The 13,752-nt window shown below is 61.9% G+C and carries 14 protein-coding genes and 1 tRNA gene; 13 read left to right on the top strand and 2 right to left on the bottom strand.

Features of this window, described 5'->3' with window-relative positions:
- Positions 1-272 precede the first annotated feature (272 nt).
- Positions 273-1,892 (top strand): ABC transporter substrate-binding protein, encoded by a 1,620-nt coding sequence (locus AB7813_RS09590; RefSeq protein ID WP_439084218.1) that lies wholly within the window; start codon positions 273-275, stop codon positions 1,890-1,892.
- Here the strand turns inward: AB7813_RS09590 and AB7813_RS09585 are convergent.
- On the bottom strand, positions 1,889-2,044 hold the full coding sequence (locus AB7813_RS09585; RefSeq protein ID WP_176454592.1) for a hypothetical protein: 156 nt from the start codon (positions 2,042-2,044) through the stop codon (positions 1,889-1,891). The genes AB7813_RS09590 and AB7813_RS09585 overlap by 4 nt on opposite strands.
- A 244-nt stretch (positions 2,045-2,288) precedes the next feature.
- On the opposite strand from AB7813_RS09585, the gene AB7813_RS09580 reads away from it, so the two are divergent.
- Together AB7813_RS09580 and AB7813_RS09575 are read left to right on the top strand one after the other, a co-directional pair.
- On the top strand, positions 2,289-3,914 hold the full coding sequence (locus AB7813_RS09580; RefSeq protein ID WP_120292628.1) for an ABC transporter substrate-binding protein: 1,626 nt from the start codon (positions 2,289-2,291) through the stop codon (positions 3,912-3,914).
- A gap of 212 nt (positions 3,915-4,126) precedes the next feature.
- Positions 4,127-4,324 carry a hypothetical protein gene (locus AB7813_RS09575; protein WP_089264937.1) on the top strand — a complete coding sequence of 66 codons (198 nt, stop codon included), beginning with the start codon at positions 4,127-4,129 and terminating at the stop codon, positions 4,322-4,324.
- A gap of 11 nt (positions 4,325-4,335) precedes the next feature.
- Here AB7813_RS09575 and AB7813_RS09570 read toward each other — a convergent pair whose 3' ends face one another.
- A complete protein-coding gene (locus tag AB7813_RS09570; RefSeq protein WP_120292626.1) occupies positions 4,336-4,893 on the bottom strand; it encodes a cupin domain-containing protein in 558 nt (185 codons plus the stop codon).
- Between the two features lie 329 nt (positions 4,894-5,222).
- Here AB7813_RS09570 and AB7813_RS09565 point away from each other — a divergent pair, with 329 nt between their 5' ends.
- The 10 genes from AB7813_RS09565 (at position 5,223) to AB7813_RS09520 (ending at position 13,752) form a co-directional block, all read left to right on the top strand.
- Positions 5,223-5,570 carry a RidA family protein gene (locus tag AB7813_RS09565; protein ID WP_093756398.1) on the top strand — a complete coding sequence of 116 codons (348 nt, stop codon included), beginning with the start codon at positions 5,223-5,225 and terminating at the stop codon, positions 5,568-5,570.
- 221 nt (positions 5,571-5,791) lie between these two features.
- Entirely contained in the window at positions 5,792-7,048 is a 1,257-nt protein-coding gene (locus AB7813_RS09560; RefSeq protein WP_439064651.1) for an MFS transporter, read from the top strand.
- An 87-nt stretch (positions 7,049-7,135) separates the two neighbouring features.
- Positions 7,136-7,657: an MOSC domain-containing protein gene (locus tag AB7813_RS09555; protein ID WP_439064320.1), complete on the top strand. Its 522-nt coding sequence runs from the start codon at positions 7,136-7,138 to the stop codon at positions 7,655-7,657.
- Positions 7,654-8,610 (top strand): PDR/VanB family oxidoreductase, encoded by a 957-nt coding sequence (locus tag AB7813_RS09550; RefSeq protein ID WP_439064319.1) that lies wholly within the window; start codon positions 7,654-7,656, stop codon positions 8,608-8,610. Before AB7813_RS09555 ends, AB7813_RS09550 begins: the two co-directional genes overlap by 4 nt.
- Before the next feature lie 287 nt (positions 8,611-8,897).
- A complete protein-coding gene (locus tag AB7813_RS09545) occupies positions 8,898-9,926 on the top strand; it encodes a 2-keto-3-deoxygluconate permease (protein WP_089264931.1) in 1,029 nt (342 codons plus the stop codon).
- Position 9,927: 1 nt separating this feature from the next.
- A complete protein-coding gene (locus AB7813_RS09540; protein ID WP_439064318.1) occupies positions 9,928-11,178 on the top strand; it encodes a four-carbon acid sugar kinase family protein in 1,251 nt (416 codons plus the stop codon).
- Positions 11,175-12,176, top strand: coding sequence for a 4-hydroxythreonine-4-phosphate dehydrogenase PdxA (gene pdxA, locus AB7813_RS09535; protein WP_439064317.1), 1,002 nt, complete (start codon positions 11,175-11,177; stop codon positions 12,174-12,176). Before AB7813_RS09540 ends, pdxA begins: the two co-directional genes overlap by 4 nt.
- A 148-nt stretch (positions 12,177-12,324) precedes the next feature.
- A complete protein-coding gene (locus AB7813_RS09530) occupies positions 12,325-13,089 on the top strand; it encodes a DeoR/GlpR family DNA-binding transcription regulator (protein ID WP_439064316.1) in 765 nt (254 codons plus the stop codon).
- Positions 13,090-13,166: 77 nt separating this feature from the next.
- Positions 13,167-13,253: transfer RNA gene (locus AB7813_RS09525), tRNA-Leu, on the top strand.
- 82 nt (positions 13,254-13,335) lie between these two features.
- Complete coding sequence (locus AB7813_RS09520) at positions 13,336-13,752, top strand: twin-arginine translocation pathway signal (protein ID WP_244558362.1); 417 nt, start codon at positions 13,336-13,338, stop codon at positions 13,750-13,752.

The raw sequence follows: 13,752 nt of genomic DNA, 5'->3' as shown, positions 1-13,752 counted from the left end.
CGCACATTGCGAGAGTTTGTCGGCGAGAGTTCGCGCATGACTTAGCAGCAGCGCAATCGCCTTTGCAAATCGACAATGTGCATTGCAATGCATTCTACACCGTGTGGATGTATCGCGTGGAAAACGCGATTGACGCGCATCACGCTTGATGCCAAGTCCTTGAAGCCTAAATGATAAAGGCAATACGCGAAGGCGCCTAAAATTCTATCGCGTTGCATAATCGATCATCGATCGATGGTCAGATTCCAGTCAGGAGAGATTGAGTGTCCTACATGTCACGTTGGCAGCATTCTGCGGCCTTCACGAAATTTGCGCTGCCCGGTCTGGCGGTCGTCGTTGCGCTCGCGCTGCCGGTGCTGTCGTCGCCCGCGCATGCTGCAGGTAAGACCATCACTGCAGTGATGCATTCCGATCTGCGTGTGATCGATCCCGGTATCACCACCGGTTATATCGTCCGCGACCACGGCTACATGGTTTACGACACGCTGCTCGGCATGAACTCGAAATACGAGATCAAGCCGCAGATGGCCGACTGGAAGGTCTCCGACGACAAGCTTGTCTATACATTTACCCTGCGCGACGGCCTGCTGTGGCATGACGGCAAGCCGGTCACCGCCGAAGACTGCGCCGCGTCGCTGCAGCGCTGGGGCCGCAATGACGGCATGGGCCAGAAGCTCATGGATTTCACCAAGAGCATCGAGGCGCCCGACGCCAAGACCATCGTGCTGACGCTAAAGGAGCCCTACGGCCTCGTTCTGGATTCGATCGCCAAGCCATCGTCGCTGGTGCCGTTCATGATGCCAAAGCGTCTGGCTGAGACGCCCGCCGGCAAGGCGATCGCCGAGCAGGTCGGTTCGGGTCCGTTCAAATTCGTGCAGTCGGAATTCCAGCCCGGCGTGAAGGCCGTCTACGAGAAGTTCAAGGAGTACAAGCCGCGCTCCGAGCCGACCGACTGGCAGGCCGGCGGCAAGGTGGTAAAGGTCGATCGCGTCGAATGGATCACCATGCCCGATGCACAGACCGCGGTGAATGCGCTGCAGTCGGGTGACATCGACTTCATGGAAAATGGTCCCTACGACCTGCTGCCGGTCCTGGCGAAGGATCCGGAGCTTAAGATCGAAGTGCTCAACCCTCTGGGCTTCCAGACCTTCGGCCGCATGAACTTCCTTAACCCGCCCTTCGACAATCCGAAGATTCGCCGTGCCGCGTTTTTGGCAATGAGCCAGAAGCCGGTGCTGGATGCGCTGGTCGGCGATCCCAAATATTACAAGGTCTGCGGCGCGGTGTTCGGTTGCGACACGCCGAATGCGACGGATGTCGGTTCGGAAAGCCTTGTGAAGGGCAATGGCGTCGAGGAGGCCAAGAAGCTGCTCGCCGAGGCCGGTTATGACGGCACGCCGGTGGTGATCATGGCGCCAACCGACGTGACCACGTTGAAGGCGCAGCCGATCGTTGCGGCGCAACTGCTCCGCAATGCCGGCTTCAAGGTCGAAGTGCAGGCCACCGATTGGCAGACGGTGCTCAGCCGTCGTCCGAGCCAGAAGCCCATCAAGGAAGGCGGCTGGAACATGTTCTTTTCGAACTGGGTCGGTGCCGACATTCTCAATCCCATCAGCAATGTCGCGACCTCCGGCCGCGGCAAGAGCAATGGCGGCTGGTTCGGCTGGAGCGAAGATGCCGAGCTGGAAATGCTGCGCGACAAATATGCGCGTGCGACCACGCCGGAAGAGCAGAAGAAGCTCGCCGCCGAGATCCAGCAGGAGATCTATGACAAGGTCATCTACATCCCGCTCGGCGAATACAAGGTGCCGAGCATCTGGCGCACCTCGCTGACCGGCGTCACCCAGGGCGCTGCCATTCCGATGTTCTGGAACATCGACAAGAAGGACTAACCGGCGCCGCTGTCGCGGTTCGTGTGAAGTAGCAGAACGCCGGCCTGAGTGATCAGGCCGGCGTTCTTGTTTTTGCGAATGACCTCTCCACGAGCGATGCGTTCGATGGTCGCACCCATGATTGCCATGTCGCGTGCAGCGGGGTCGAGCATGCCGTTGACTGCGTGCGTGACTTGGCAGCAGCAGGCAATCTCCTTTGCAAATTGACGATGTGCATTGGAATGCATTCTGCAGCATGTGGATGTAGCGCGTGGAAAACGCGATTGACGCGCATCACGCTTGATGCAAGTCTTTGATGTCTAAAAGATAAAGGCAACGCGTGGTCGCGCCTAAATTTCTATCGCGTTGCACAAGCAATCATCGACCGATGGTCAGTTTCAAGTCAGGAGAGATCGAATGTCCTACATGTCACGTTGGCAGCGTTCTGCGGCCTTCACGAAATTGACGCTACCAGGTCTGGCGGTAGCCGTTGCGCTCGCGCTGCCGGTGCTGTCGTCGCCCGCGCATGCTGCCGGCAAGACCATCACCGCAGTGATGCACTCGGATCTGCGCGTGCTCGATCCGGGTATTACCACGGCCTATATCGTGCGCGATCACGGTTACATGGTTTACGACACGTTGCTGGCGATGGACGCAAACTTCAAAGTCCAGCCGCAGATGGCGGAATACAAAGTCTCCGATGACAAGATGGTCTATACTTTCACGCTGCGCGACGGCCTGAAGTGGCACGACGGCAAGCCTGTCACTGCGGAAGATTGCGCTGCTTCGTTGCAGCGCTGGGGCCGCAATGACGGCATGGGCCAGAAGCTCATGGACTTCACCAAGAGCATCGAAGCCCCCGACGCCAAGACCATCGTGCTGACGCTCAAGGAGCCCTATGGCCTCGTGCTCGACTCGATTGCCAAGCCGTCCTCGCTGGTGCCGTTCATGATGCCGAAGCGTCTCGCCGAGACGCCCGCCGGCAAGGCTATTCCAGAGCAGATCGGTTCGGGTCCGTTCAAGTTCGTGCAGGCTGAATTCCAGCCGGGCGTGAAGGCGGTCTATGAGAAGAACAAGGACTACGTGCCGCGCTCCGAGCCTGCGAGCTGGGCGGCCGGTGGCAAGGTCGTCAAGGTCGACCGCGTCGAATGGGTCACGATGCCCGATGCGCAGACGGCGGTGAACGCGCTGCAGTCCGGCGACATCGATTTCATGGAGAACGGTCCCTACGACCTGCTGCCGATTCTCGTCAAGGACAAGGACCTCAAGATCGAGGTTCTGAACGAGCTCGGTTACCAGACGTTGGGGCGTATGAACTTCCTGTTGCCTCCCTTCGACAACGTCAAGGTGCGCCGCGCGGCATTCCTCGCGATGAACCAGAAGCCGGTGCTCGATGCGCTGGTCGGTAATCCCGACTACATGAAGATCTGCGGTGCCATGTTCGGCTGCGGCACGCCGAATGACACCGATGTCGGTTCGGAAACCATGGTCAAGGGCAGCGGCATGGCGGAAGCCAAGAAGGCGCTGGCCGATTCCGGTTACGATGGCACGCCCGTGGTCATCATGGCGCCGACCGACGTGTCGTCGCTAAAGGCGCAGCCGATCGTTGCAGCGCAGCTTCTGCGCGATGCCGGCTTCAAGGTCGAAGTGCAAGCCACCGACTGGCAAACCGTGGTGACGCGCCGCGCCAGCCAGAAGCCCGTCAAGGAGGGTGGCTGGAACATGTTCTTCACCAATTGGGTCGCTGCTGACATTCTCAACCCGGTTTCCAACGTCTCGACGTCGGGCCGCGGCAAGAATGGCGGCTGGTTCGGATGGTTCGAGGACGCCAAGATCGAAGAACTGCGCGACAAGTATGCGCGCGCAGCGACGCCTGCGGAACAGAAGGCTGCCGCTGCGGAAGTCCAGGCCCGTGCGCTCGAGCAGGTCGCGTATCTGCCGCTTGGCGAATACCGGATCCCCAGCATATGGCGGAAGTCGCTGACCGGCGTGCTGCCGGGCGCCGCCACTCCGGTGTTCTGGAACATCGACAAGAAGGAGTAACCGGCGCCGCTGCGGCGGGCAGGTTTGAATAAGAGAGCGCCGGCCCGAGTGATCAGGCCGGCGCTTTTGTTTTGAGGCAGGCTTTGCCCGTCCTGCGGTGTTGGTATAAACAGATTTAAAGTTGCTCTCGCCCACGCCCAATCTGTTCGACATGCCTGTGGGAACGAAGCGCAAAGCCCAGCCAGCAGCCGCTAGCAAGAAGAGATGGCCACATGACGTATGACGAGCGCGTTGAGCAGGCGATCATGGCCCATGACGTCGATGCGTTGATTGAATTTGCTTATGGTTATCCCTGCAAATGCACCACGCGCAGGGGCGAGCCGATGTGCGTCTGCAAAATGCAGGCACAGGCCTTGCGCAAGAAGGTCGCGCCGCGCGCGCTTTTCAGCGGAAGAATTGAACGCGTCTAGGAAACTCAGCGCTAGGGCGAGGCGGCGGACACGACCAGCAGCACGTCGGCCTTGGGCTTGCCGATGCTGCGCACCCAGTGCGGGGTCTCGCCGGAAAAGTACAGGCAGTCGCCTTTCTTCAGGACGATCTCTTCGTCCTCGATCTTGATCGCCATCTTGCCTGATATGACGAACAGGAATTCCTCGCCCGCGTGCGATGCGCGCGGCGCGAATTTCAGCGGCGGCCGGATCAGGAACGGCTCCATCATCTTGCGTGTGCGTCCCGCAGCCAGCGCCAGCAGATCGACGCCGTCGTCCTGCATGGGCGTTTGCTGTTCGTCCTGCCGGAACAGCGTGTAGCGCGGGGCCGGCGTTGGGTTGGGGTCGAACAGATAGGTGACGTTGACATCGAGCGCTGCGGCGAGGCGCAGCAGCGCATTGACCGACGGCGTTTTCAGGCCGCGCTCGACGAGGGAGATATAGCCGCGCGTCAGTTCGCTCTGGGTGGCGAGCTGATCCAGCGTCAGTCCCTTGGTGGTGCGTAGCTGGCGCAGGTTGAAGCCAACCGCATTCTTGCTGACGTCGAGCAACGTCGATCTCCTGATGAGGTGCTTATTCTTTTAGAGTGCGCGCGGCGATGGTGGAAGGGCCGTCTCGCTGATCTCTTTGAAAGAGCTCCAGAGCGATGCCGGAGTGTTTCTACAGGAAAACATTGCTGCAGATATTTCCAGCACGGGCAAGGATAATTTAGGCAAAAGTGTCGGGAAATGGCGATTTTACGCCTGTGTTATGTGCATCTGCTGCCTTTTGCCGATTTAGGCATCAGATGCCGATTTTCATGACGTTGATTTCTGTCAGTAAACCTGTTGGATTTTGATGACGGGAATATGTCCTCAGAAAACGACACGAAGGCAGATAGATGATCAAGCGTTTGAAGCCCGGCAAGCGGCTCAGCATGGCCACGGTGCATGGTGGTCTCGTTTATCTCGCAGGGCAAGTGCCGGACGATCTGTCTGTCGGTGTCGAAGCGCAGGCCGCCGAAGTGCTCGCCAAGATCGATGCACTGCTCGGCGAAGCCGGCACCGACAAGTCATCGATCCTGAGCGCGACGGTGTGGTTGCCCAACATCGCGGATTTCGCGGCTTTCAATACGGTCTGGGATGAGTGGGTGCCGGCAGGCGCATCGCCTGCACGCGCCTGTGTCGAAGCGCGGCTCGCCAATCCCTCGATCAGAGTCGAGATCGCAGCCATTGCTGCGATTCTCTAGGGAATCGCTGCCATTCCTTAGGCATCACCACCGCCTGCGCTGGGGCGACTGAAGCAACAGCGAAAGTTCACGAGAAGACCCGGACTGCGCCGCGAGATGTCGCGGCACAGAACGAGCCCGCGCGCCTGAAACTGAACATGTCTTTTGAAGGAGTGAACATGACCGTCGCAGAAGAATTCAATACAGTCACCGCCACGGCGGAGAATCCCGACGATGCGGCCATGCGCAAGATCGTCTGGTCCAGTGTGATCGGCACCGCCGTCGAGTGGTATGACTTCCTGATCTACGGCGCGGCAACCGCGCTGGTGTTCAACAAGGTGTTCTTCGCTGCCGGCGATCCGGCACTCGCAACTATCGCAGCCTTCGGTACCTATGCGGTCGGCTTCCTTGCGCGTCCGCTCGGTGCGGCGATCTTCGGTCACTATGGCGACCGCGTCGGCCGCAAGGCGATGCTGGCGATTACAATCATGGTGATGGGTCTCGGCACATTCGCCATCGGTCTGCTGCCGACCTATGCACAAATTGGAATCGCGGCACCGATCCTACTCATCGCGCTGCGCTTCCTGCAGGGCATCGGCCTTGGCGGCGAATGGGGTGGCGCGGTTCTGATGGTGGTCGAGAATTGTCCCACGCATAAACGCGGCTTCCTGGGCAGCATGGTGCAGGTCGGCAATCCCGTCGGCAATCTCGCGGCCATCGGCATGTTCGCGCTGGTCTCGCAACTGCCCGAAGAAGACTTCATGAGCTATGGCTGGCGCATTCCGTTCCTGATCTCGATCCTTCTGGTTGGCGTTGGCCTCTGGATCCGCATGAGCATGGAAGAGACCCCCGCGTTCCGCGCGCTGAAGGCCAAGAATGAAGTTGCCAAGATGCCGATCGTTGAAATCTTCAAGTATCACCGCCGTCCGTTCTTCACGGCCGTCGGTCTGAAGATCTCGGAGATCGCTTATGCCTCGATCGCCGGCGTGTTCATCATGTCCTATGCGACGTCGAAGCTCGGCCTGTCGCGCGGGCTGGTGCTGAACGGCGCCTTCATCGCATCCTTCGTTGCACTGTTCTCGATCCCGTTCTTCGGCTGGCTGTCGGACAAGGTCGGGCGCAAGGCGATGTTCTATGCGAGCTGCCTCTTTTGCGCGGCTTTCGCATTCCCGATGTTCTGGCTGCTGGATACGCGCGATCCGACCATCGTGATCCTCACCATCGTTGTCGCGATCTCGTTCGGCCAGATGGTGATGTTCGGCATCGGCGCGCCCTGGTACTCGGAGCTGTTCACCGCGAAGCTGCGCTATAGCGGTGCGTCGCTCGGCTTCCAGGTCGGTGCGGCCATCTCGGGCGGTCTCAGCCCACTCATCGCGGCGTCGCTCATGACGTGGGCCGGTGCGACCTGGCCGGTGTCGGTGTTCCTGATCTTCTGCGCCTGCATCACCGCCATCGCGACGTCCTTTGCGCCGGAAATGGCGAACAAGGAACTGACCTGACGGCAACGGGGCGGCAGTACGGCTGCCGCCCCATATGCCTGCCTATCAATGACTGCGATGATGATTTCCGCAGAAGGGATATGAGCGATGCTCGATACGTTGACTGCCAAACCTGCACCCGGCTCCGTGGTCCCGTCATGGACCGGCGTGGTGCGCTATCTCCACATCACGCCGCGCGCATTCCTGCCGATGCGCGAAATGCCTGAGCTCACGCTGGTCGCCGGCAAGGGCATCGAGGGCGATCGCTACATGATCGGCCGCGAGGGGGGCTTCTATTCGCACAAGCCTGAAGAAGGGCGCCAGGTCACGCTGTTCGAATATGAGACGCTGGTAGCGCTCAAGCGCGATCACAATATCGATCTGGGTCCCGAGGAACATCGGCGCAATGTCACCGTATCCGGCGTGCCGCTGACGCATCTGGTCGGTCGCCAGTTCTGGCTCGGCGAAACGCTGCTGGAATCGACGCGTTTGTCGATCCCGTGCCGGCATATCGAGGAGATCACCGGCAAGGCGATCTTCGATCCGCTGATCAACCGCTCTGGCCTCAACTGCAAGATCCTGCAGGGTGGCACCGTGCGCGTCGGCGATGCCGTGCGGAATGTGCAATGACCGCGGTGCCGATCACCAAAGTCAGGACGATCGTCGAGCAGATCGAGGACGGGGGCCCGGGCATCAAACTGTTCTCGCTGGTCGATCCCGATCACTGGGAGCTGCCGCCATTTCGGCCGGGTGCGCATATCGATCTGCATCTGCCCGGTGGATTGGTGCGGACTTATTCGCTCTGCAACGATCCCGCCGACGACAAGCGCTATGTCGTGGCAGTGAAGCGCGAGGCCGAAGGGCGGGGCGGTTCGATCGTGCTGCATGACGCGGTCAAGGTCGGCGACACCATCGGCGTGACGCTGCCGCGCGGCGGGCTCGATCTATCTGCGGATGTGACGCGCTTCACCTTCATCGGTGGCGGCATAGGCGTGACGCCGTTCTTGTCGGCGGCGGCCTGGCTCAAGCGCATGGGCCGTTCGAAATTCATGCTGCACATGATTGCGCGCGGTGAGCCGCCACTCGCCGATCTGCTCGCGCCGCTGCGCAAGTCCGGTCATGTGGTGATTCACGACACGTCGAGCGGGCAACGCCCGGATATCGCGGCACTGGTCGGCCGGCCGCTGTCGGATGTCGCGCTTGCCTGCTGCGGCCCCGACGGCATGATCGACGACTTCGAACAGGCATCACGCGACTGGCCCGCCGATCGCGTTCATATCGAGCGCTTCGTGCCGCCGCCGCTGCCGGTCGATCCCGACGCCAAGCCCTATGTGCTCGCGCTCGCAAAATCGAACCGGGAAATCACCGTGGCTGCAGGACAGACCATGCTGTCGGCGCTGACAGATATCGGCATCGACGTGCCGGCATCCTGCTGCGGCGGCATCTGCGGCTCCTGCAAGGTGGACTGGCTGGAAGGGCAGCCGGTGCATCGCGACCGCGTGCTGTCGCCGGCGGAACGCGAACGCAGCCTGCTGGTCTGCGTGGCGGGTTCCGCTGGGGATCGTCTGGTTCTCGATCTCTGACGTCCGATCTGACGGCCAAACAGGCGGCAACGGATGCACCGTTGCCGCCTGTTTGCGTTTCATGCAGCACATCGCAACGCCCGACGTTCCGGTCAGCGAACCGCCCGCTTTGGATGGCCTACAAACATACCTTGACCGCTTAACTAATTTTTAGAAATTGCGCAAAGTGCGCAAAAAGTGTTTGATGTCTGCGTAATTTGCGCATATCGGGCGGTGTGCGCAGGGGCTCCTGAGGAAAATTGCGCAGAATAATCAGTGATGCGCACGGCGCGGGAAGGAAATAGACCATGCAGATTCCAATTAAGCGGGCGATTGAGAAGGTGCCGGGCGGCATGATGACCGTGCCGCTGCTGATCGGCGCGCTGTTCGCGACCTTTGCCCCCAACACCCCGAAATTCTTCGGCTCCTTCACCGGCGCGCTGTTCTCCGGCGGCGCTCTCAGCATTCTCGCCGTGTTCTATGTGTGCATGGGTGCGAGCATCGACTTCAAGGCGACCCCCTATATCGTCAAGAAGGGCGGCGCCCTGATGATCGTGAAGGTTGGCACCGCCATCATCCTCGGCCTGATCTTCGGCCGCTTCCTCGGTGAAGCGCCGGTCACCGCCGGCATCTTCGCAGGCGTGTCGACGCTGGCGATCGTCGCCGCCATGAACGACACCAATGGCGGTCTCTACATGGCGCTGATGGGCCAGTATGGCCGTCCGCGCGACGTCGGTGCCTACAGCATCATGACGCTGGAAAGCGGTCCGTTCCTCACCATGGTGACGCTTGGCGTTGCCGGTCTGTCGTCGTTCCAGTGGCCCGCGCTCGTCGGCGCGATCCTGCCGCTGGTGGCCGGCATGATCCTTGGTAATCTCGATCGCGAGCTGCGCGACTTCCTCAGCAAGGCCGTGCCTGTGATGATCCCGTTCTTCGCCTTCGCGCTCGGCACCGGCCTGAACCTGACGCAGGTCTGGCAGGCGGGTCTGCTTGGCGTCGGCATGGGCGTTGCCGTCGTGATCGTGACCGGCATCCCGCTGTTCTTCGTTGACCGTCTCACCGGCGGCAACGGCGTTGCGGGTGTCGCAGCGGCATCGACCGCCGGCAATGCGGCGGCCGTGCCTGCGATCGTCGCTGCGGCCAATCCGGCCTATGCGGCTGCTGCCGGCCCGGCGACCATCCTCATCGCGGCCTGCGTGGTCGTGACGGCGATCCTGACGCCGATCCTGACCTCGTGGGTTGCCGGCATCGTCGGCCGTGATGTCGAGCCGGAAGCGGAGGCGACGACGCCTGCCGCGCCGAGCGTCGCATCACCCGCACCAGTGGCTGGGCGCTAAGATGGCGGGTCGCTGGCTGATCCTCGCCGATGATCTCACCGGTGCAGCGGACTGCGCCATCGCCTTCGGTCGCCGGGGCCTTGCGGCTGCCGTGACTTGGGGCGACGTCGCAAGCGCCGGGGATCGCCAGCATCCGGTTATCTCCTATGATGCAGCGAGCCGCGGCCTCACGGCCGAGGCCGCTGCGCGTCGGCACGCCGACGTGTTGCAACAGTTGATGGAGCCGGATCGGCTCCTGTTCAAGAAGATCGACTCCACGCTGCGCGGTCAGCCAGCTTCCGAGACGGCGGCTGCGCTGGCGCATCTCAAAGCGCAGTCGGGTTCGGCCTTCGGCATCTTCGCGCCGGCCTTTCCCGCGACGAACCGCACCACGATCAATGGCCGCGTCGTCGTCAATGGTCGTCCGCTTGAGGAAGCCGAGGTCTGGAAGCGCGATCACACCTACGATAATGCCGACATCGCTGATGTATTGGCATCGGCTGGTATTCGCAGCGAGAAGGTGTTGCTCGAAATCATCCGCGGTGGGCATCTCGAGACTCACCTTGCGCGTATCGCGTCCGGCGACAGCGTCGTTGCGATCTGCGATGCGGAGACCGAGCACGATCTGCATCTGATCGCCGAAGCCAGCCTGAAGATTTCACCGGCGACAGTGTTCATCGGCAGCGCGGGCCTTGCGCACGCGCTGGCTGCGCTTGATGACACCAGTGCTGCCGAGAAGCTGGAAATTCCACCCAGCACATATGGCACATTGATCGTTGTCGGCTCGCTCGCCGGTGCGTCGCGCTCCGCAGCGCGCAAGCTGGTCGCCAGCGGCACCGTCACGCATCTGCCTGTCACACCTGAAGTCTTGCTTGGCGACAAGGCAGGGCAGGCGGCGTTGGCCGCGCGCGTGACCGAAGGCTTGATCGCAGGCGGCGATGTCCTGGTCGAGATCGTGATGGATGACAATCCGAAAATGTCGCTCGGCCCGCAGCTCGCGCAGAATCTTGCCGATGCGCTGATGCCCGTGGCGTCCAGCATCGGCGCCTTTGCGGCCACCGGTGGCGAGACTGCCGCGGCGCTGCTGTCGCGGTTCGGTGTCAACGGAATCCGTCTGGCCGACGAGATCGAGCCCGGCGTTTCGCTCGGGCTTACGCTCGGCGCATTGTCCGTGCCGATCGCCACCAAGGCCGGCGCCTTTGGCGACGAGAACAGCCTGATCAAAATTCGCGAACGTCTTCACACCGTCCGAACTCAAGGAAGCTTCACATGACCCGTCCGACCATTGCGATCACCATGGGCGATCCCGCAGGCATCGGCCCCGAAGTGATCATGAAAGCCTTCGCGCATCCGGAAATGCTCGCGATGTGCAATCCGCTAGTGATCGGCGATGCCAATCGCCTGCGCAAGGCCGGCGAGATCGTCGGCGCCAGGATCGGCGTCGACTCGCTCAGCGATGCAAAGGCTGCGAATTTCGCCTCCGGCGCGGTGCAGTGCGTGGATTTGAAGATCGTGCCCGAAGACCTGCCGTTCGGGCAGAACTCCCCGATCGCAGGCGAGGCGGCCTACCGCTTCATCGAGAAGGCCGTCGAGATCGTTCAGGCCGGCATCGCCCAAGGTATCTGCACCGCACCGCTCTCCAAGGAAGCGCTGCATGCGGCTGGCCACAAATATCCTGGACATACCGAACTGCTCGCGCATCTGACGGGCACGCCTGAAGTGTCGATGATGCTGGTGTCGCCAAAGCTGCGCGTGATTCATGTCACGACGCATATCGGCCTGATCGATGCCATCAAGAAGATCGAGCCCGGCCTGGTCGAGCGCGTCATCACGCGTGGCCATGAAGTGCTGGTCAAGGCCGGCATCAAGAATCCGAAGATCGGCGTTTGCGCGATCAATCCGCATGCCGGCGAGAACGGCCTGTTTGGCTACGGCGAGGAAGCCGAGAAGATCACGCCGGCCGTCGAAGTCTGCCAGAAGAAGGGCTGGGACGTGCGCGGTCCGCTGCCGGCCGACACGCTGTTCTTCCTCGCAGGGCGCGGCGACTACGACATGGTGGTCGCGATGTATCACGATCAGGGCCATGGCCCGATCAAGGTGCTGGGCCTGGAATCCGGCGTGAACATCACGGTCGGCCTTCCTGTCATCCGTACCTCGGTCGATCACGGCACCGCCTTCGACATCGCCGGCAAGGGTATCGCCGACGAGCGCAGCCTTCTCGAGGCCTTGCGGCAGGCGGTGGATCTCGCACCGGGATCCAGGGCGGCCTGACAATCTCCGTCATGCCCGGCCTTGTGCCGGGCATCCACGTCTTGTTACTTCGAAGACGTGGACGGCCGGGACGTCAAGCGAAGCTCGCTTCGCGCTGCCCGGCCATGACGAAACGCTGGTAAATACCAGCTTGATTGGCTGAGGTTCGATGTCGATGCGCAATAAGGAACGTCGCTCACGCCTGTTGGACGCCCTGAACGCCGGCGAGATCGATGTCGACGATCTCGCACGGCGCTTTGGTGTGTCCGGGTCCACCGTGCGGCGCGACCTGCAGCATCTCTCGAAGAACAACGCGGTGCGCCGCACTTACGGTGGCGCGATTCTCACCGGCCATGTCGCAGAGACCACACTCGACCAGCGCTTCTCGGTCCAGGGCAAGGAGAAGCAGGCCATCGCGCGGGCCGCGATCGACCTGATCGAGGACGGCGACACGCTGATCCTCGATGCGGGATCGACGGTCGCCGCTTTCGGCAAGCTGCTGCTGCAGCGCCGCCTGCGCATCATCACCAACAATATCGCGCTGCTGCCGTTTCTCGCCAAGGCGCCTTCCATCGAACTCGTGGTGCTGGGCGGCGCGCTGCGCTCGACCAGCATGAGCACCATGGGACCTCTGGCCAGTGAGGGACTGCGGCGTCTCACCGCCGACCGCGCCATCATGAGCGCCGACGGTGTCGTGAGCGGTCGCGGGTTGTGCGAGGCCGACCTCGATCAGGTCGCCTTGAAGTCCCTGATGATGCAGCAGGCCAAGGAGGTCATCGTGCTCGCCGACGCCGGCAAGCTCGGCCGCGCCGAACAGGACGCCTGGGCGCCGTTCCCGCCGCGCTGGACGCTGGTGACGGGCGCTGGCGCCTCGGCGGAGCAGCGCAAGCTGATGGAGCATGCAGGGGCGCATATCGTCGTGGCGGGGGCGTAGCGGGACTTTATGCGTGTTCTGGCGCCAGGCGGATATGGGATCGACTTGCGGCGAAAACCGGCTAAGTAGGTGCCAGCGCGGACGTGGCGGAACTGGTAGACGCAAGGGACTTAAAATCCCTCGATGGCAACGTCGTGCGGGTTCGATTCCCGCCGTCCGCACCAGCCTTCAGGGGAACTTCAGCCTCAATCCGGCCACCGGCGGCTGCTTTACGCAACGTCAATCCTGCCCGGCTAGAAAGTCCCGATGATCGTTTGTCCTTCCCGTTCCCGCCTGCCGATGCGCGCTGCTGCGATGGCGTCATTGCTCGTTCTGGCCGGCTATCTCGGCGGCTGCGCCAGCATGGGCGATGGCATGGTGTCGGGCGCTTTCGTCGATCCTGCGAAATATGACCTTTATGATTGCCCGCAGCTTGAGACCGAGCGCAAGACGCTTGCGACGCGGACGGCCGAATTGCAGGGGCTGATCGACAAGGCGCAGACCGGCACGGGTGGAGCGGTGGTCAGCGAACTCGCTTATCGCAACGATTACATCTCCACGCGGGCGCAGGCCAAGCTGGCGGAAGAGAACTGGCAGAAGAGCAAGTGTGTGGCCAGTCCGCCGAAAGCGCCGGCAGCGTCAGAACCCATTACGCCGCGCAAGCGCGCTGGCGCCCGCTCCTGA

Origin of the sequence: Tardiphaga sp. 20_F10_N6_6, from assembly GCF_052076045.1 — a bacterium.
In the GTDB taxonomy this organism is placed as follows: domain Bacteria; phylum Pseudomonadota; class Alphaproteobacteria; order Rhizobiales; family Xanthobacteraceae; genus Tardiphaga; species Tardiphaga robiniae.
The sequence above is the reverse complement of the archived record's forward strand: the minus strand, read 5'-3'. Positions and strand labels throughout refer to the sequence as shown.

Coding starts and splice junctions, on each gene's coding strand:
- AB7813_RS09590 (WP_439084218.1), top strand. CDS start 273: ATGTCACGTTGGCAGCATTCTGCGGCCTTCACGAAATTTGCGCTGCCC.
- AB7813_RS09530 (WP_439064316.1), top strand. CDS start 12,325: ATGTCGATGCGCAATAAGGAACGTCGCTCACGCCTGTTGGACGCCCTG.
- AB7813_RS09550 (WP_439064319.1), top strand. CDS start 7,654: ATGACCGCGGTGCCGATCACCAAAGTCAGGACGATCGTCGAGCAGATC.
- pdxA (WP_439064317.1), top strand. CDS start 11,175: ATGACCCGTCCGACCATTGCGATCACCATGGGCGATCCCGCAGGCATC.
- AB7813_RS09565 (WP_093756398.1), top strand. CDS start 5,223: ATGATCAAGCGTTTGAAGCCCGGCAAGCGGCTCAGCATGGCCACGGTG.
- AB7813_RS09545 (WP_089264931.1), top strand. CDS start 8,898: ATGCAGATTCCAATTAAGCGGGCGATTGAGAAGGTGCCGGGCGGCATG.
- AB7813_RS09555 (WP_439064320.1), top strand. CDS start 7,136: ATGCTCGATACGTTGACTGCCAAACCTGCACCCGGCTCCGTGGTCCCG.
- AB7813_RS09560 (WP_439064651.1), top strand. CDS start 5,792: ATGCGCAAGATCGTCTGGTCCAGTGTGATCGGCACCGCCGTCGAGTGG.
- AB7813_RS09520 (WP_244558362.1), top strand. CDS start 13,336: ATGATCGTTTGTCCTTCCCGTTCCCGCCTGCCGATGCGCGCTGCTGCG.
- AB7813_RS09580 (WP_120292628.1), top strand. CDS start 2,289: ATGTCCTACATGTCACGTTGGCAGCGTTCTGCGGCCTTCACGAAATTG.
- AB7813_RS09540 (WP_439064318.1), top strand. CDS start 9,928: ATGGCGGGTCGCTGGCTGATCCTCGCCGATGATCTCACCGGTGCAGCG.
- AB7813_RS09575 (WP_089264937.1), top strand. CDS start 4,127: ATGACGTATGACGAGCGCGTTGAGCAGGCGATCATGGCCCATGACGTC.
- AB7813_RS09585 (WP_176454592.1), bottom strand. CDS start 2,044: ATGCTCGACCCCGCTGCACGCGACATGGCAATCATGGGTGCGACCATC.